The sequence below is a fragment of the Phycicoccus elongatus Lp2 genome (genome assembly GCF_000367525.1).
Classification (GTDB): Bacteria; Actinomycetota; Actinomycetes; order Actinomycetales; family Dermatophilaceae; genus Phycicoccus_A; species Phycicoccus_A elongatus.
On sequence record NZ_HF570956.1, the window covers coordinates 1754210 to 1771956 of the forward strand.

Consider the following 17747-nt stretch of genomic DNA (forward strand, 5'->3'; position numbering starts at 1 on the left):
GCCGGGCCGCTGAGTATACGGAATGGAGGATACGGAAGACTCTGCTCATGTCCCCGTCCGAGGTTGCGCTGGTCTCGAGGATCCGGGTCCTCTGGCTCATCAAGGGACTGGGTCCGGGTGGGGCCGAACAACTCCTCGTCTCCTCGGCTCGTGTCGCCGACCATGACCGGTTCGACTACCGGGCGGCATACGTTCGGCCGGACAAGGACCAGCTTGTCCCTCGGCTGACAGCCTGCGGCGTGCCCGCCACGCTGCTCGGCGGCGGCCGGCAGGGTCGGCTGTGGTGGCCGTGGCGCCTGCGCCGCCTGATGCGGGAGGTGGACATCGTCCACGCACACTCCCCGCTCCTCGCCGGCGTGGCACGACTCGCAGCGCGGACGATCCCGGTCCGCGAACGGCCAGTGACGGTGTCGACGGAGCACAACGTGTGGGGCAACTTCTCGCTGCCCACCCGACTCCTGAATGCCACGACGGCCGGCTTGGACCGCCGCCGCTGGGCGGTGTCGCTCGAGGTGCGCAGGTCGATGTGGCGCCGGCGCCAGCAAGGGTCCGCGGTCCTGGTGCATGGAATCGTGCAGGGCGACGACCACCCCCCCGCCGGGACGCGGGGACGGGTTCGGCGCGAGCTCGGGATCCCGCAGGATGCCGTCGTGGCCATCACGGTGGCCAACCTGCGTCGCGAGAAGGACTACCCCAACCTGCTGCACGCCGCCCAGATCGCACTCCTTGAGGAGCCGAGCCTGGTCGTCCTCGCCGTGGGTCAGGGGCCCCTGGAGGATGAGGTTCGTGAGCTGCACGAGAGCCTCGGCCTCGGGGATCGCGTCATGCTCATGGGTTACCGGACCGACGTCGCTGATCTGCTGGCGGCATCCGACCTGTTCGTCCTCGCGTCGGCCCACGAGGGGCTGCCCGTCTCGATCATGGAGGCGATGACGGCCGGTCTTCCAGTCGTCGCGACCGCCGTCGGGGGGGTGCCGGAGGCGGTGGTGACCGGGAAGACGGGGATCCTCCTGCCACCCCACGACCCGGAGGCCCTCGCGAGGGCACTGGTGACGGTGGCGCGGGACCGACCGCTGCGGGACGAGATGGCTGAGGCTGGCCGCGAGCGGAGCACGGTGTTCGACATCCGGTCCGCGGTCGAGGTGCAGCAACGGGCCTACGCGGAGCTGGTCAGGTCCTGACGGCAGTCGTCGAACCAGCACGGCCTGGTGGCCGAGTGCTCACATCCACTTCTGACCCAGGTAGGACAGGTCGGCGGCGACGTCGCGCCGGAATGCCTGGTAGGTCGCGTTGAACTTGGGCTGGGCGTGCAGGCAGGTGAACTGCCGATCGAAGACGGTCAGGAGGGTGCCGTACGCGCGGGTGAAGAAGTCGTTGTGGTCCACGCGCTTGAGGCGGCCGTCCCACCGCACGAGGCGAATGCGGTCGGTGCGGGCCACGAAGAACTGCGGCACCTTGTAGAGGACCGGAAGGCCGTCGATCACGGTGTCAGCGGGCCGCACGGGCTCCCCGCGGTAGGCGAACAGCGGCGCCGTGGAGTAGTCGGGAGACTGCCAGAGCGGCAAGTTGACGACCCGGCCCCCCACGATGTCAACCTCGGGGTTGCGGCGAAGGTAGTCGACCACCCGGTTCAGGTCGAGCTCGGGGGTGAAGACGAAGTCGTCGTCCACGGACATCACGAATTCGGTCGACACCTCGGCCAGGGCCGCGTTCCGTCCCGCGGCCACTCCGGTGTCGAAGGGGAGGACGACGACCGAGATGCCCGGATCGTCGAACGACTGGGGGTGGCGGGAGTCATCCGCGACGATGACCGGACCGTCGAAGACGCGCCGTAGGGTCGAGACCATGCGTCTGGCGTTGGCTGGGCGTTCGAAGGTCTTGGCGATGACGGTGAGGTCGGTGACCTTCCGCGACGGTCGCTTCCGCAGGCGGGCCACAGCGTTCGCACCAGCGATCAAGACCTCCGACACGGCCGTGTACCCCCACCGCAGTGGCGCACCCGCCGGCCCGCGCCCGATCCTGACGAGCTCCGCCCTGACGTGCCTAGCCACGCAGGCCGACCGTCTTGGCCAGGCGCACGATCCCGGCATACGCGCGCTCCGGGGCCAGGTTGCCCACGAGCTTCGCGGCGAAGAACGCCTCGGGGTCGCTCTGCCGCACCGGCACCCGCTTGAGGCGCACCCGCTCGGTGCCGGGCACGTTGCGCCCGAGCTCGCCGGAGGAGGCGCTGCGGAACCGCTCCCGGAGGGCCGCCTCCATCTCGTCGACACGCACACCCCACGGGTAGGTGAAGTGCCTCGGCCTCACCCCCAGGTGCCGCTCCACTGAGGCGGCGGTGCAGGCATCCACCTCCTCCTCCGTCAGGGCCTCCGGGCGGACATGGAGGTGCGTGTGGTTGCCGACGGTGCACAGGCCCGAGTCGACCATCTCGCCCAGCTGCGCCCACGACATGCCCATCCCGGTGGACCCCTTGGCGGTAGACCCCTCCCACACCATCGGCTGCGACACGTACCCGGAGGCCAGGTAGACGGTGAAGGGCAGCCCGCGCTCCCTGAGCAGCGGCCAGGCATGTGCGTGGACGTCCTCGAAGCCGTCGTCGAAGGTGAGCACCACGCTGGGCCTGCTATCGCCCGAGTCGAGGCGGTCCAGCGCCGTGTCGAGAGCCACCACGTCGTGCCCCTCGAGCTGTTCGAGCTGTCGGGCGAAGGCCGGCACCGGCAGGTCGAGCTCGTCGCGGGTCCCTCCCCCGACCCGGTGGTAGATAAGGAGGGTCGCACCCTGAGCGAGCGAGTCACGCCCGATCCCGGCCAGACCCGACTTCAGACGGGCCCGAGGGCCGCTCCCCGGGGGCGCACCCCGGTCGCCCTCGTCGCTGCGCTCAGCGTCTGCGGACCCCGCCAAGGCTCGCCACCTCCTGGTGCCGGACAGACTCCGCTTCATCGCCCCCGAACCCCTCATCATCGAGGTCGTTCCGTCTGCGGACGGCCGGGAGGGCGAGCAGCACGAGGAAGAACGGAAGCATCAGCACCCGCTGTCGCGCCAGGATGCCGAAGTTGGCAAAACCCGAGAACGCGACGATGAAGGCGCCCGTGTACACGAGGGAGAACACCACATAGGGGTTGCACCGGAGGATGCCGGGAAGGCGGCGCAGCCGCGGCCACGACGCCACCGTCAGCGCGAGAAGGAAGAGCCCTTCGAGGCTCTGGACGAGCATCTGGGCGTTACCTGCCTCCCACGGAAACGGCCGAAAAAGCACGGTCAGCGCTGCGGCCGGGAACCCCAGCGGGGACTCGACCGGGACGGGCGTGAACTCCGACCCTCCCACCGTCGTTCGGGCCCCCGCCATGTCGAGGGATTCCGACACGGCCTGCCAGCTGAAGTCGTCCGTCCCGAGCAGTTCGGCCGATTGGGTGGCGAGCACCCACGCTGCCGCCCCCATCACGAAAATGCCACCGAACTTGTTGAGAATCCCGGTCACCTGGGTCGAGGCCGGCCGGAACAGCTGGGCGACGAGCAGGGCCGCGAACAGCAGGACGGCGATGTGCGGACGGATCAGCGCCGTGCCGACGGCCCCGGTCGCGAGCAGCGCCATCGAGCCGTGCTGGCCGGCGAAGAACTTCGCGGCGCCCAGGGCCGTCACGCCGACGAAGAGCATCAGCCATGACTCCTTGCCGATGGAGGACGGCCAGTACAGCATCGAGGGCAGGAGGAACACGAGCAGGGCATAGCGCCGGTGGTCACCGTCCGGCAACGCGATCCGGAAGGCGCGGTACAGCAGGTACGCCCCCCAGAACGCGAAGGCCCCGTAGACCATGAACGCCGCCAGCGTGGTGGGGCCGATCACGGTGTAGACGGCCGTGGTGATGAGCTCCATGTACTGGGTACCGCGAGCCGTCTCGAGGTCCCACGTCACGGCTCCCTGCCGCCAGCTCCGGTACTGGAACGCAGCCGCGAGGTTGTAGCGCTCAGCATCGGAGGCCCCGTCGTAGACGACGTAGGCCACGTAGTACCGCACCATCGTGCCGGCCATCTTGGCGAGGAAGGCGAAACCGATGAGCCGAGCGAACCACGGGCTCGGCTCCCGCGCCGCGACCCGCCAGATGAGCAGAGCGTTGACGGCAATGAATAGCGGCGCGACGAGCAGGGCCCCCCACACGTTGTACGACTGCCGGCCGATCGCCCACGCCCAGACGAACGCGAAGCCCGCGCCGACGAACGCTGCCAGGGTCAGACCGACGGCCCAGGGCCGAACGGAGGTGGAGAACACGAGAAAAGGGTTACGCGGACGAGGAGGTGCGGCGAGCACGCCTGCTGAGCGCCGCGTCATCGGGCGCGCCATCAGCCTGCGGGGAGAACGGCCGCGCACCATCCTCCGAGCCCGCGAACTGGGTCGAGGCATCTGCCCGCGTCGGACGGAGCGACCGGTCCGCCTCGACACGAGCGGATCGCGCGCCCTTGCGCTTCTTGGTGTCTCCGTGGCCGTAGCCGTAGCCGTAGCCGTCAGCGCGCCGGCCACGGGCACCAACGAGCACGACGCCGCTGATCGGCACCTGGAAGCGTCCGAGGAGCTCGGCGACCCGGTGCGCGGCGACATCGGTGAGCCGACCGCTGCGCACGACGAGCAGCACGGTGTCAACGATCGGCAGGACGTCGAAGACGTCGCTGGCCGCGAGGAGGGGGGCGGAGTCGATGATCACGACGTCGGCCATCCCACGGACCTCCTCGAGCAGGTGCCCCATCCGACTCGCGAGCGACGCCGGGTGAGTTAGCCGGGTTCCTGCGGTGATGATCCTCACCCCGGGCACGCTCGTCGGCCGGACCAGGGCCTCGAGCGGGACGTCGCCCGGGTCGGTGATGAAGTCGGAGATCCCTGCGCCCTGGGGCACGTCGAAGAGGCTGTGGGTGTCTGGGGAGCGCAGGTCGGCATCGAGGACCAGGACGCGCTGCCCGGTCTCGGCGAAGCTCGCGGCCAGGTTGGCCACGGTGGTCGTCTTGCCCTCCGCCGCGTTCGCCGAGGTGACGAGGATGAGGCGTGCACCGGTTGCCGTGCCGCCTCGCTCCGCGGTCGCGGCTCGTCGCCCTGTGTAGTCACCGGTCATTTTCCGACTCACGGTGTGCATGAGGGCGGTGCGCGCTGCCCGGTAGGCGTCCGAGTAGGGGTCGAGCGGGTCGGCCGCAACCATGATGCTCGCCTTGCGCTTCTGCGCCTGGCTCAGACGCGGGACCTCGGCGATGATCGGCAGGCGGAGCGCGGCATGCACCTCGTCGCGCGTGCGCAGGCGGGAGTCGACCCTCTGGATCACGAGCGCAAGGGCGAAGCCCAGAAGCAGACCGATGAACGCGGCCATCGCCGTCCGCAGCGGCCGCGAGGGCGGCACAACGAACCCACCGCCGATCTGGTCCGGGATCGGGGTGGCGACCTGGAGCACCGACACCGCCGCACCACCCGTACCGGGGGCGCCCTTCTCGAAGAAGGCCACCGTCTCGTCGGCGAACGCGTTGGCGGTGGCGGCGGCACGTTCGCCGTCTGGCGCCGATGCCGCGATGGTGAGGGCAGCTGCGGCCGGGTCCGGGGTCACCGTGATCTGCGAGGCCAACAGCGCCGGGTCCCCGTCGAAGCTCAGGACCTTGGCGGCGCGGGAGGGGATCTCGCCGGTCTTGATGAAGAGGGCGAGACGGTCGATGGATACCAGCTCAGGGGGCCCGCCGGACCCGACGAGCAGGGTGGCGGTCGCCGTGTAGGAAGGCGCCACTTCCGCCTCGTCGGTCTGGGCGGGGGTGAGGAACCACGTCACGGCAGCCGCGACGAGCGCGCACGCAACGATGATCGGCCACCGACGCCGAGCGATCGTCAGGTAGTCACGAAGCGTCATGCCGGGTCCCCGCTCGGGTCGAAAACCCCTGAGGCAGCATAAGGAACCGCCGTGGGGTGGGTGGTTGGTCGACTACCGAGTGTAACCGACGAATAAGTGAGCAGTTCTGCTTCTGAAACGAGGAGGAGTTGGTGTCCGCCCCCGACCCTGAGAGGATTCCGAGCCGTGACGACAAACACCGAGGGGCCGCCGCCCCGGTCGCTCCGGGTCGCGCACCTCACCACCGTGGACATGAGCCTGGCGCTCCTGCTCGGCACCGAACTGGCCGTGGACGTCGAGGCCGGCCACGAGGTCTTCGGCATCAGCGCCCCCGGCCCCTACGTCGAGCGAGTCGCAGCGCTTGGTGTCACCCACGTCCCGGTGCGGACCCTCACCCGTTCATGGGCGCCCGCCTCGGACCTCGCGGCCTCTCGCGAGCTCGTCCGCACCATCCGCGCTCTGGACCTCGATGTCCTCCACACGCACAACCCCAAGACCGGCGTGATGGGTCGCATCGCTGGCCGACTGGCCGAGGTCCCGGTTGTCGTCAACACGTGTCACGGGTTGTGGGCCCGACCAGAAGACAAGGCTGCCAAGCGCGCCTTCGTCTATGGACTGGAAGCGCTGGCGGCACGCTTCTCGGACTACGAGCTGTTCCAGAACGCCGCAGACCGCGACACCCTGCGTCCGGCCCTCAAGCGCGGGCGGCACCGCGTGGTCGGCAACGGAGTCGACCTCGACCGGTTCTCACCCGACCCCGAGGGCCGCAGACGAGTGCGCGCCGAGCTCGGAGTGGCCGAGGGCGAGCTTCTTGTGGGAACCATCGGCCGGCGCGTGCGTGAGAAGGGTTTGGTCGAGTTCGCCGCCGCCGCCTCGGAGCTGTCCGCCGAGGCGACGTTCGTCTGGGTCGGGCCGGAGGACGACACGGATGCTGGCGCGAGCGAGGCGGACACGACCGGCATCAGGTTCGTCGACGAGCGCACCGACATGCCTGCGGTGTACGCCGCGCTGGACGTCTTCGTGCTGGCCTCGCACCGGGAGGGCTTCTCCCGGGCCGCCATGGAGGCGGCAGCCTGCGGGGTGCCCATGGTTCTCACCGATATCCGCGGATGCCGCGAGGTGGGCGACGACGGCATCCACCTCACGCTCGTGCCTCCTCACGACGGGACTGCTCTCGCGAGGGCGGTCGGTGCTCTCCTGGGGGACCCCGAGCTCCGCGCGCGGCTCGGCGACGCCGCCCGCCGGCGTGCCCTCGCGGAGTTCGACCAGCGCAGGGTGGCACGGGTCTCCCTCGACACCTATGCAGAGGTGGCACGGCGGAAGGGCACGTCGACGGGCCGATTCGCTCGCCCGAGCGCCGATCCGAGGACGACCGTGCTCCACGTGCTCCCCGCGGACCTAGATAGGGGCGCTCAGGTCTATGCGGGCCAGTTGCGGGATGCGCTGGCCGGCGACCCGGAGCAGAGGCACCTCGCCGTGTCGCTGTTCGAGGCACCCGAGGCCGCGCTGCGGGCCGACATCCGGCTCGGTGTCCGGTCCGGCCTGCTGCGCCGGGCGGGGCTCGATCCGGTCGCTGTCGCGCGCCTCCGCCGCACCATCCGCGACGAGCGCGCCGAGGTCGTGGTCGCGCACGGCGGCGAGCCGCTGAAGTACGTCGTCGCAACCGGCGGCCCTGCTCGCACCGTCTACTACAAGGTGGGCCTGTCCACGTCGGAGCTCTCCAGACCGTCGAGAACGCGTCTTTACCGGTTCCTCGCGGGCCGAGCCACCCGTGTGGTCGGGGTGTCGAACGAGATCGTAGAGCAGGCGCACGACGTGCTCGACGTGCCGAGGGCCAAACTGGCGGTGATCCCGAACGGACGCGACCCGCGTACCTACCATCCCCCCACGGGTGACGAGAGCCGCGCAGACCCGCCCATGATCCTCTTTGTCGGGCAGCTCGAGGCCGGGAAGCGACCCGGCCTGTTCCTCGACGTCGTCGCGGTGCTGCGCTCGCTCGCCGCAACGTTCGATGCGGCCATCGTCGGCGACGGACCCGAGCGCGCGGCACTACAAGAACGTTCGGCAGCCCTGGGGGTGCGAATGCTTGGAGTCCGGTCCGATGTCCCGCAGCTGCTCCGAAGGGCGTCGGTCGTCGTCATGACCAGCGCCCCAGCGACCGAGGGGATGCCTGGGGTTCTCATCGAGGCCGGGCTGAGCGGTGTTCCGGTGGTCTCGACAGCGTCAGCGGGCGTGGCTGACGTCGTCATTGAAAGCTCGACCGGCTTCGTTGAGTCAGATGACCCTTTTCAGCTGGTTAGCCCGGTTGAGACCCTTCTGAACGACCCTGGCCTCCGTGCCGCCATGGGCGAGCGAGCCCGAGAACACTGTAGGGAACGATTCACGATCACGGCGACGGCTACCCAGTGGAGGGCATTGGCCAGCGAGCTCATCGACCCGGGCGCCGGGGGACGCGCATGAGGTGCCACCGCCATATCCTGGGGGCCGTCGTGTTGGGGGCCACGTCTCGAGCAAGGGTGACATGAGGATTCTTGGCATTGGCCCCGAACGACCCATCCGGGGACAGTCAGCGCTCCGCAGCCTGGTGTCCGAGTACAAGGGACAAGTTGCGCTGCTCGCTTCCCTGTCCTTTATCGGAGCGTTGCTGGAGGCACTGTTCCTCTTCATTCTCACCGGCGTGGCTATGGCCATGGTGAGCGGGCGGTCGTCGGTGGGGCCGTACGTCGGCCACTCGCTCGCGATCAACAGTGCGCTCATGTTCGCCGCTCTGCTGTTGCTCGTTCGGCTCGGTCTCAACCTGGCTGGCGTGCGCACCTCGGCGCACCTTACGGCGGACGTCACCAGGGACCAACGGCGCCTTCTGTCCCACGCCTACTTGAACAGCACTTGGGCGATTCAGGCTGCGGAGCCCGCAGGTCGACTCCAAGAGCTGCTCACGTCCTTCGTGGGCCGCCTCTCCAACGCGGTCTCGACGCTGACCGGCGCCGTCACCGCGCTCTTGAGTCTGGGGGCGTTCTTGGCCACCGGCCTTGCCATCGATGCAGCGTCCACCGCAGCAGTGCTCGTGGCCCTGGCACTCGTGGGTGCCGTGCTGAGTCCCGTGCGGCGACGGATCCGTGACCGCGCTGGTGAGTCCGCCCAGGCCGGCCTCCAGTTCGCCAATGCAGTGTCAGAGCTGGGCTCTCTCGGGCAGGAGATGCAGACCTTCGGCGTCCAGGCGCCCTTCGGAGATCGCATCGACAAACTGAGTAACGAAACGACAGCCACTCAGCGACGCGTCCAAGTCCTCAGTGGGGCGCTGCCCTTGATCTACATGACTCTGGCCTATGGCGCCGTCCTGGTGGGCGTCGCCGTCCTCGCGTTCGTTGGTTTTGACGACCTTGCGGTCCTCGGGGCTGTCATCCTCCTCATGCTTCGGTCGCTCAGCTACGGTCAGCAACTAGCGGCGGCTTGGGGTGCGCTCGCATCAAACGCACCGTTTCTCGACCACGTAGGAGATACGATCGCCCGCTACCAGGCGGCTCGGGCCGACGGTGGCCAAGCCATCCCGGCCCACGTCGCACCACTCGAGGCCCACGACGTCGAGTTCGCATATACGGCCGAGCGACCAGCGCTCACCGGGGTTACTTTCGGTATCGGCGCAGGAGAAGTGGTCGGTGTCATTGGCCCGTCCGGGGCCGGCAAGTCTACCTTGGCCCAGCTTCTCTTGGGACTGCGCTCACCGACGAAGGGCAGAATGTGCGTCGGTGGCACCGACCTCCGCGATGTCGACCGTTCGTGGTGGAGCCGACGGGTGTCCTTCGTCGCGCAGGACGCCCTCCTCATCACCGGCACGGTGTCCGAGAACATCCGATTCTTCCGCGACGGCATTGACGACAACGCGCTTCGGGTGGCAGCGCGCCAGGCGAACGTGTTGTCGGACATAGAGTCACTTCCACTCGGCTTCGACACCCATCTCGGCGAGCGAGGGAGCCAGCTGTCGGGCGGGCAGCGTCAACGCCTGTCGATTGCTCGTGCGCTGGTCGGCCAACCTGAGCTCTTGGTGCTGGACGAGCCCACCTCCGCGCTGGATGGACGGAGTGAGGCCCTCATCCGAACCACTCTTGCCCAGTTGCGCGGACAAATCACCGTCGTGATCATTGCGCACAGAATGTCCACGCTCGACATCTGCGATCGGATTCTCGTCATTGAGGGCGGCAGACTATCCGCACTCGGAACTCCGAAGAGCCTCCAGGAAGACAGCGAGTTCTACAGGAGCGCCTTGGCCATTGCGGGCATTACGCACGGTGGCGAGACATGATGCGGGTCCTTTACGTCATCGATTCACTGGCCCTGGGCGGCGCGGAAAGGTCGCTCGCCGACATGGCGCCCGGTCTGGTCGCCGGCGGAGTGGACCTTCACGTCCTTTCCCTGGGCACGAGTCTCCACCTGGCTGCCGATCTTGAGCGCGCTGGGGCGACGGTGCACCGAAGGCGCACCGCACCCGGGCGCCTGGGCAGCGTCCGAGCGGTGGTGGCAACGGCGCGAGAAGTCCGCCCGGATCTCATCCACACGACACTGTTCGAGGCCGACATTGCGGGGCGAATCGGGGCGCTGTTGCATCGCGTGCCGGTGTCGACGAGCATCGTCAGCGACTCGTACGGCCCTCAGCACTATTCCGAAGCAAACACCCTCAAACTCCATGCGGCCAGGACCTTGGACGCGGTGACAGCGCTGGCGTCCACCCGGTTTCACGCGATCTCATCAGCCATCGCGTTGAGCGTCCCGCCGAGGCTCGGGATCTCACCTGACCTCGTCCACGTCATTCCCCGTGGGCGCGACCCAGAGAAGTACCCTTTTCAGAGGAGGGAGCAACGCGAGGCAATACGAGGCGAACTCGCCATTGACCCGCGGAGCCCGGTGGTGTTGGCCGTTGGGCGGGTTGAGCCGGCGAAGGGCCTCCAGCACCTCGTGGCCGCAGTACCCGCCGTCTTGGCACGGCACCCCAACACTGTGACGCTTATCGCAGGCCCGCCGGGTCGGGCAACCCCAGATCTCCAGCGCCAGGCCCGGTCCTTGGGCGCAGACGTGAGGTTCCTCGGCTATCGAGCCGACGTGAACGCACTCCTGGCCGCAGCCGATGTATTCTGCTTCCCGTCCGAGCGCGAAGGGTTCGGGGGAGCCCTCATTGAAGCCTTGGCCGTGGGGTGTCCGATCGTGGCGTCGGACATACCCACCTCGAAGGAGATCCTGGGGGAGGGTAACGCCTGCGCCGGAGTGCTGACTCCTACGCGGGACGCAACCAAGCTCGGCCGAGCGCTCATCCAGGTTCTTGACGACGGCGAGGCAGCGGCGGCTCGTGCGCACTGCGGCCGGGCCCGTTTTGATTCGCTGTACACAATCGATGCCGTCGTCGACCAGATGATCACGTTCTTCAACGCGTCCGTTCGGGGTAAGTCGTGACGCAGGAGGCGGATGCCCACACTGACAGCGTGGGGTTCACGGTGGTCATCCCCACACATCACGGGCGCCAGTCGGTCCTACGCGCAGTCCAATCCGTGCTCGGTCAAAGCCATGACGCACTCGAACTCATCGTTGTCTCAGACGGGGAGGGAGGACGAACGCGCGAAATACTCCACGGTATCACCGACCCCAGGATGCGCGTCATCGAGCAGGAGCGGCTCGGGGTCTCGGGTGCCCGCAACCGTGGGGCAGCAGCCGGCACGCACCCGTGGGTCGCCTTTCTCGACGATGACGACGAGTACCGACCCGACGCCTTGGAGTCTTGGTCATCAGTAGTTGACCGTGAGACCGTCGTCGTCACCGCGCCCGTGATCTTCTGGTCAGGGACCATTCCGGTCGAGACCGTCGAATGCCACCTCTCCATGACCGACCCGAGCATGAGGGCCAGCAGGATCCATCCGGGCGGGTTCGCGGTACGACGCGACGTGTTCATGGCCGTCGGCGGTTTCGACGAGCACCTGAGGTACTCCGAAAACCTAGACCTGGGTTTGCGCCTGTGCGAGCTGATCGCCTCGGGGGACACCGGGGCAGTCGCGTATTCGTCGCAAGTGGCCGCGGATCTGCACCGACAAGCGGCCACCCAGCGGATTCGGCGATACGACAGCGCGCCGGCCGACTCCGCGAGGGTCTTCCTGGATCGCTACGCCGGGCGACTGGCTCACGACCGAGCAGGTGCGGCCTCACTGCACCGGATCATCTCCAGGCAAGCGCGGACGATCGCTGATACTCGCCAGTCAATACGACACGCAGGCAGCGCCATCCGAATACAACCGACGAACGTGCACAACTATCGCAGCCTCTTGCTCGCTGTCCTTGGGACACGTCCTCGGTCTTGAGGTCACGTCGGGTCCGTCCGACTAACGGTGTAACTGGCGTTCATTGGTTAGAGGTTCTCGGCCGCGGGCATGCGGTCTTCGAAGGTGATCGCGAACGCGTTGAGTGCCGGCTTCCACCGGGTGACCCATCGTGCCTGCCCCAGGCCCTTGGGGTCCAGGGACCGCGTCACCAAGTAGAGCGTCTTCATTGCGGCCTGCTCGGTGGGGAAGTGCCCCTTGGCGTTGACCGCTCGCCGGTAGCGGGCGTTCAACGACTCGATCGCGTTCGTCGAGCAGAGGACCTTACGGATCTCCACGTCGTAGGCGAGGAAGGGGATGAACTGTTCCCACGCGGCCCGCCACAGCTTCGGGATCGCCGGGTAGGCCTTGCCCCACTTCTCCTCAAACTCCTCGAACCTGGCCCACGCCGCGTCCGCCGACGGCGCGGTATAGATCGGGCGGAGGTCCTTGGCGATCGCCTCCCAGTACCGCTTGGAGGCGTACCGGAACGTGCCCCGGATCAGGTGCACGATGCACGTCTGAACGATCGCGGCCGGGAACACCGTGGCCACCGAGTCCGGGAGCCCTTTGAGGCCGTCACACACGACGAAGAACACATCGGCGACGCCCCGGTTCTTCAGCTCGGTCAGGACCGCGAGCCAGTACTTCGCGCTCTCCCCGCCGACCCCGGTCCCCGGCCAGATCCCCAGCACGTCGCGGTGACCGTGCAGGTCGACCCCGATAGCCGCGTAGAACGGCTGGTTACCGACCTGCCCATCACGGACCTTGACGTAGATCGCGTCGATGAAGACCGCCGCGTACACACCCTGCAACGGTCGAGCCGACCATGCCTGCATGTCCTCGATCACCTTGTCCGTGATCCGCGAGACGGTGTCCTTCGAGACGCTCGCGCCGTAGATCTCCGCGAAGTGTGCGCTGATCTCCCCCGTGGTCAAGCCACGGGCGTACAGGGACAACACGATCGCGTCGACATCGGTCAACCGGCGTTGCCGCTTCTTGACGATCACCGGCTCGAACGTGCCCTCCCGGTCCCGAGGCACCTCGACCTCCACCGGGCCAGCGTTGTCCGTCAGCACCGTCTTCGCGCGAGTCCCGTTCCGCGAATTGCCACCGTTGCGCCCTTCGACAGCGTGCTTGTCAAAGCCGACGTGTTCGGTCATCTCCTCCTCAAGGGCGGCCTCGATGACCTGCTTGGTGATCGCCTTGAGCAGCCCCTCCGGGCCAGTCAGATCCTCACCCCTGGCGCGAGCGGCCTTGACCAGCTCGCGCACTGCGTTGCGCTCCACCTCATCAGGCGTGAGCGTCTTCTTGACTGCCTTTCGCAATGGGCTCACGCCCACCAGTGTTTCGGTCATCACTGACCCTTTCCCGCTGACCGCGTCAGCGCGTTGGGCCAGTTACACCGTTGGTCGGACAGTCTCGCGATCGCGATCCAGTTCGTCAGACACGACTCCGAGATCCCGAAGTCCTTCGCGATCTCCTTCAACGTCGTCCCTGCCTCAAGAGCGTGAGCCACCTCGACCACGTTCTGTCGGAACTCCTTCGGATAGGGCTTGGGCATGGTGCACATCCTCTCCTGCGGCACCCCACGGCACCACAGAGTCGTTGTCACCTATCCGTGCAGCAGTCCCCCACTTCCCGACGGTAATGGAGTTGTGGTTTCCAAGTATGAGTATTCTGCAGTTCACGACGCTCGACGAGGATCCAATGGTGACCTCGTTCTCGCGTCCCCTAACCGTGAGCGAACTGCGCCTCATGAAGGCGGAATCCAACCGCAAACTATTCAGCGACCCGACCCCTATGGATTTCCGACCGAGAAAACTTGAGCGCCAACGACGCAGTTCCAGTAGCTTCACGTGCGCACCCGTCGATTCAACCGGCTCATTACATCCTTCACCATAAAGGGACCGTACCGGCGAACCAGCGCAGGACGGCAACGCGGGGGCGCGATGCGGAAGGCGGACTGAAAGCGCCGGTAACCGGTTCCAGTCATCCCGGCCGCCACATAGCGTGCCGCTGCCCGCGCCAAGAGGAGCGAATGCTCGCGGGGCCACTCAGCCAGCGCGCTCGAATGATACGAGGCCACGGCATCCAGAGCGATTGCGCCCTCAGGTCCCGACAACTTCGCCGATTCTCGCACGCCGGGATGGTCACGACATCGCACTAGGACCTCGGGCACTACTGCCACGTGCGCCCGAGTCAGGAGCCTGACATAGAACTCGATACCCTCACATGCGGTTAGCGGACCGAGACCAGGCTGGTGGCCCAACCCGCCGATGCTGGCCAAGGTGTCCCTACGGACCAGGGGGGTGCTCATGTTGTCCGTCAGCAGCGGAGATACTCGTCCGGCGCCAGTTGGCTTCCCGGTCGTCCGGACGGACCCATCCGGCCGGAACCACTCGTACCAGCAGAGGACTACGTCAACGTGCTCGTCCACCGCCGCAAGTTGTCGTTCGAGCTTCGTGGGCAGCCAAAGGTCGTCGCTGTCCAGGAGCGCAACCCAAGGAGAAGAGCCGGCCCGGACTCCGAAATCGCGCGTCCGTTCGGGTCCCAGCCGGGGTCGCGAGATGACCTGGATTCGGCCATCGCCGGCGAACACTTCGGCGAGGCGCTCACCGGAGCCATCGTCTCCTCCGTCGTCGATGATCACCAGAGCCCAGTCAGAGAATGTCTGCGCTTGCACCGAGCGAACGGCCTGAGTCGTCAGTTCAAGCCGGTTTCGCGTTGGAATTACCACATCAACCAAGGCCATGCCTAGAACCCCTCTTCGACCCGGACCACCATGGCGCTGAGGGCAGTCCGCCGGTCTTGTGAGCGAGTCCGGGATCGACCCGCCTCCCACTGAGGCCCATGACAGCGTCAACCGCGCCCCGAAGCGGCATAACCCACTCGATGGCTGGCCGCCGTGCTCGCACGAGAGCCATCACCCCCTTCGCGCCGCCCCCGAGTGCCACGAACACTGCCGTGGCCGGGGATGCATACTCCCTCGCGATGAGACCGGTGTTCCGGACCGAGTAGTAGCGGCGCCACGCTGCAGCGTCACGCGGCGTGCGCAGTCTGGACTTGTCCAGCCCTGTGCGCTTGTTGAGACGGCGCTCAACCAGCCACAGGTCTCCGTCCGCATACAAGGAGTAGCCAGCACGTCGGAGGCGCAGACCATGCTCCAGATCATCAAAACCAAAGAACAGTCGTCGATCGAAGACGCCGGCGCGCTTCAGCGCGACGCAGCGAAACATCGGAAACTGGCCCCCACCGATGTAGTCAACCGGGACCGGACCGTCCAGCTCCTCATCTCGAACTCGCCGGGTGACACCCCGCCGGGCATCATACCTGGCTCCGACGAGACCCACTGCCCCTGTTCGGGAATCGGACCGACACTGCACTTGGCCGAAGTTCCACAGCTGCTCCAGTATTTCGTCCGTGCGAGGGGGGTCATCGTCGTCGAACAGAACCAGCCAGTCTTCATCAGCCGCGATCCTGAGGATGTGCTGCATACCCAACGCAATCCCGCCCGCCGGACCCTGGTTCCCATGGGCGTCGATGTACATCGCGCCCACTGCCGCGGCAGCCGCTCTGGCGTGGCAGTCCGAGCCGTTGTCGACAACCACGAGCCCGTCCACCGCCCGATTCTGGCGCCCTATCGCGGCAAGCGTTTGAGTCAGAGCCTCGGGGCGGCGGTACGTCACGAGGACCCCCCACAACTTTCCAGGGCTCGTCGTCATCTGCCGGGCGTAACCTTGACGACCGCAGCGTCGGGTACAGGTCTTCTCATCACGGCGTCACGCCCTTACACAGGTTCAGCAGGATCGTAGCCTTGGCACCCACGAGCGTCCCTTCTCCGATTACAACATCCCCGGAGACTACCGCCGCGAAGTCAACGCAGACGAAATCGCCCACCACAGCCTGGTGCCCGTTGGTCCACTCGGGCTGACATGAACGTGCCGCCCGGGCAACACGTTCGTCGAGCTCGTCCCCCGAGAGACTGATGGCGGACAGTCCCACGCGTAATCGCGACGTCGTCCGAGTTCGAGTTCCCCGACGGGGTCTGAATGCTCCTATGCGTTGTCAAGCGGCGCCGAGCCAGCCCCGGTAGCGGTCGGCGAAGGCGTCGTCGCGGCGTCGGCCGAGCCCGAGTTCGCCATCGCGGGCTGGCCACACGTCAAGGGCTGTCGCGACGGCGGTCAGGGTGATGTTCTTAGCGCTGCGGGCTGGGCGTAGGTGGGTGTAGTGAGGCACGGTGCAGCGCCCGGCCAGGGTGGCGAAGACTTCGCGGGCCACGGCACGTTTGAGCGCCCGCTACACGGCCTTCTTGGTTCAACCCTTGACCAGGTGGGTGTCGCGGTAGGCGCGGGTGCGCTCGTCGCTGGCATCCGGTTCTTCACGACGTGGTGCAGGGCGGCGTTGGCCTGTCGGTCCCCGCCTCGGGAGAGCCGGTGCCGGTCGGTGCGTCCGGAGCTGGCCGGGATCGACGCGGTGCCGCACAGCGCGGCGAAGGAGGCCGAGGAGCGCAGCCGGTCGGGGTTGTCCCCGGCGGTGATCAGCAGCTGGGAGCCGACCACGGCGCCGACGCCCTTGATCGCGAGCAGGGCCGGGTTGGCGGTGTGGCCCGGGTCCGCATCCGCTGCTCGAGGTCGGCGAGCTCCCCGCCGAGGTGACGGGTGCCTGCGGGCCAGCGAACGCAGCGCATGCACGGTGTCCGCTTGACCACGGTCACGGACTTGCTTGGGGCGGGTACTGGTCAGTGCGGCCATGAGTTTGGCGTCGGGCAGGTCTCGGTACTGGTCCCGAAGGTGACCCTGGGCGTTGACCAGCAGTGCCCCGATCTGACGCCACGCAACCTGCTGCGCATGACGGTCAGCGCCCGCCAGGGTTCGATGCTGGCGTCCTTGGGGTCGGTAGTGGCCTCCCCGGACAGCACCGAACGGGCGGCGCGGTAGGCGTCGAGCCGATCGATCTTTCCCGGCTCATCCCAATCGAGGGTGTAGGAGTTGGGGTCTGAAGCCGCCGGATTCGGGGGGAGTCTCAGTGGAAGGCGCAGCAGGCGGCGAAGCGACCGAAGACCTCGAAGCTCGTGACCAACGACCGGTTGCGTGAGTACGTGCAGGACCGGCTCGCAGGGAACGTCCGCCGTCGTGACGGCACGGTCGCGTCGGGTCCGACGCCGCCTCCGTGGAAGGGGCTGAACAAGCCCCGCCGGGCGGACCGGCGATGGTCCACGGCGTGGAGCCCGGAACAGATCGCGCACCGGTTGAAGGTCGACTTCCCCGATGATCAGTCCATGCGGATCAGCCACGAGGCGGTCTACCAGTCGCTGTTCATCCAGGGCCGTGGCGGGCTCAAGCGCGAGCTGGTGACCTGTCTGCGCACGGGCCGCGCACTGCGGGAGCCGCGAGCCCGGTCCAGGAACAAGGCGCAGGGTCATGTGACCGCGGATGTCGTCCTCAGCGAGCGTCCCGCAGAGGCTGAGGACCGCGCCGTCCCCGGCACTGGGAGGGCGACCTGATCATCGAGACAGGCCGCTCGGCGATCGACACGCTCGTCGAGCGCTCCAGCCGCG

16 protein-coding genes and 1 pseudogene are annotated in these 17747 nt (G+C 67.5%); 7 read left to right on the plus strand and 10 right to left on the minus strand.

Annotated features, from left to right (window positions below):
* Positions 1–47: 47 nt before the first annotated feature.
* Positions 48–1181 carry a glycosyltransferase gene (locus BN10_RS08330; protein WP_040751135.1) on the plus strand — a complete coding sequence of 378 codons (1134 nt, stop codon included), beginning with the start codon at positions 48–50 and terminating at the stop codon, positions 1179–1181.
* A gap of 39 nt (positions 1182–1220) precedes the next feature.
* On the opposite strand, the gene BN10_RS08335 is transcribed toward BN10_RS08330, so the two are convergent.
* The 4 genes from BN10_RS08335 to BN10_RS08350 form a co-directional block, all read right to left on the minus strand.
* A complete protein-coding gene (locus tag BN10_RS08335) occupies positions 1221–1847 on the minus strand; it encodes a glycosyltransferase (protein ID WP_198014032.1) in 627 nt (208 codons plus the stop codon).
* A gap of 196 nt (positions 1848–2043) precedes the next feature.
* On the minus strand, positions 2044–2901 hold the full coding sequence (locus BN10_RS08340; RefSeq protein WP_233354291.1) for a polysaccharide deacetylase family protein: 858 nt from the start codon (positions 2899–2901) through the stop codon (positions 2044–2046).
* Positions 2879–4267 carry a hypothetical protein gene (locus tag BN10_RS08345; protein ID WP_198014033.1) on the minus strand — a complete coding sequence of 463 codons (1389 nt, stop codon included), beginning with the start codon at positions 4265–4267 and terminating at the stop codon, positions 2879–2881. Before BN10_RS08345 ends, BN10_RS08340 begins: the two co-directional genes overlap by 23 nt.
* A gap of 10 nt (positions 4268–4277) precedes the next feature.
* Positions 4278–5873: a CpsD/CapB family tyrosine-protein kinase gene (locus BN10_RS08350; RefSeq protein ID WP_010850792.1), complete on the minus strand. Its 1596-nt coding sequence runs from the start codon at positions 5871–5873 to the stop codon at positions 4278–4280.
* A gap of 165 nt (positions 5874–6038) precedes the next feature.
* Here BN10_RS08350 and BN10_RS08355 point away from each other — a divergent pair, with 165 nt between their 5' ends.
* The 4 genes from BN10_RS08355 (at position 6039) to BN10_RS08370 (ending at position 12190) form a co-directional block, all read left to right on the plus strand.
* Positions 6039–8312, plus strand: a complete 2274-nt coding sequence (locus BN10_RS08355) for a glycosyltransferase (protein WP_010850793.1) — start codon at positions 6039–6041, stop codon at positions 8310–8312.
* A 124-nt stretch (positions 8313–8436) separates the two neighbouring features.
* Entirely contained in the window at positions 8437–10152 is a 1716-nt protein-coding gene (locus BN10_RS08360) for an ABC transporter ATP-binding protein (protein ID WP_040751137.1), read from the plus strand.
* Positions 10149–11294 (plus strand): glycosyltransferase family 4 protein, encoded by a 1146-nt coding sequence (locus tag BN10_RS08365; protein ID WP_084310986.1) that lies wholly within the window; start codon positions 10149–10151, stop codon positions 11292–11294. The genes BN10_RS08360 and BN10_RS08365 overlap by 4 nt, the downstream gene beginning before the upstream one ends.
* Before the next feature lie 41 nt (positions 11295–11335).
* Positions 11336–12190 carry a glycosyltransferase family 2 protein gene (locus BN10_RS08370; protein WP_267878885.1) on the plus strand — a complete coding sequence of 285 codons (855 nt, stop codon included), beginning with the start codon at positions 11336–11338 and terminating at the stop codon, positions 12188–12190.
* A 47-nt stretch (positions 12191–12237) separates the two neighbouring features.
* Here BN10_RS08370 and BN10_RS08375 read toward each other — a convergent pair whose 3' ends face one another.
* From BN10_RS08375 to BN10_RS18270, 6 genes are all read right to left on the minus strand, one after another.
* A complete protein-coding gene (locus BN10_RS08375) occupies positions 12238–13545 on the minus strand; it encodes an IS256 family transposase (RefSeq protein WP_010850797.1) in 1308 nt (435 codons plus the stop codon).
* Positions 13545–13751, minus strand: coding sequence for a transposase (locus tag BN10_RS16835; protein WP_156917186.1), 207 nt, complete (start codon positions 13749–13751; stop codon positions 13545–13547). Before BN10_RS16835 ends, BN10_RS08375 begins: the two co-directional genes overlap by 1 nt.
* Before the next feature lie 291 nt (positions 13752–14042).
* The gene (locus tag BN10_RS18265) at positions 14043–14942 is read right to left on the minus strand and encodes a glycosyltransferase family 2 protein (RefSeq protein ID WP_010850799.1); all 900 of its coding nucleotides are present in this window, start codon (positions 14940–14942) and stop codon (positions 14043–14045) included.
* Positions 14929–15912 (minus strand): glycosyltransferase, encoded by a 984-nt coding sequence (locus tag BN10_RS08390; RefSeq protein ID WP_010850801.1) that lies wholly within the window; start codon positions 15910–15912, stop codon positions 14929–14931. Before BN10_RS08390 ends, BN10_RS18265 begins: the two co-directional genes overlap by 14 nt.
* 343 nt (positions 15913–16255) lie before the next feature.
* Positions 16256–16468 carry a hypothetical protein gene (locus tag BN10_RS16840; RefSeq protein ID WP_010850803.1) on the minus strand — a complete coding sequence of 71 codons (213 nt, stop codon included), beginning with the start codon at positions 16466–16468 and terminating at the stop codon, positions 16256–16258.
* Positions 16372–16941, minus strand: a complete 570-nt coding sequence (locus BN10_RS18270; protein ID WP_084310988.1) for a transposase — start codon at positions 16939–16941, stop codon at positions 16372–16374. Before BN10_RS18270 ends, BN10_RS16840 begins: the two co-directional genes overlap by 97 nt.
* Here BN10_RS18270 and BN10_RS17315 point away from each other — a divergent pair.
* Positions 16891–17127: a hypothetical protein gene (locus BN10_RS17315; RefSeq protein ID WP_198014035.1), complete on the plus strand. Its 237-nt coding sequence runs from the start codon at positions 16891–16893 to the stop codon at positions 17125–17127. The two genes, BN10_RS18270 and BN10_RS17315, sit on opposite strands and share 51 nt — an antisense overlap.
* Before the next feature lie 83 nt (positions 17128–17210).
* Positions 17211–17747 (plus strand): annotated as a pseudogene (locus tag BN10_RS08405) (transposase); the annotation flags it as partial.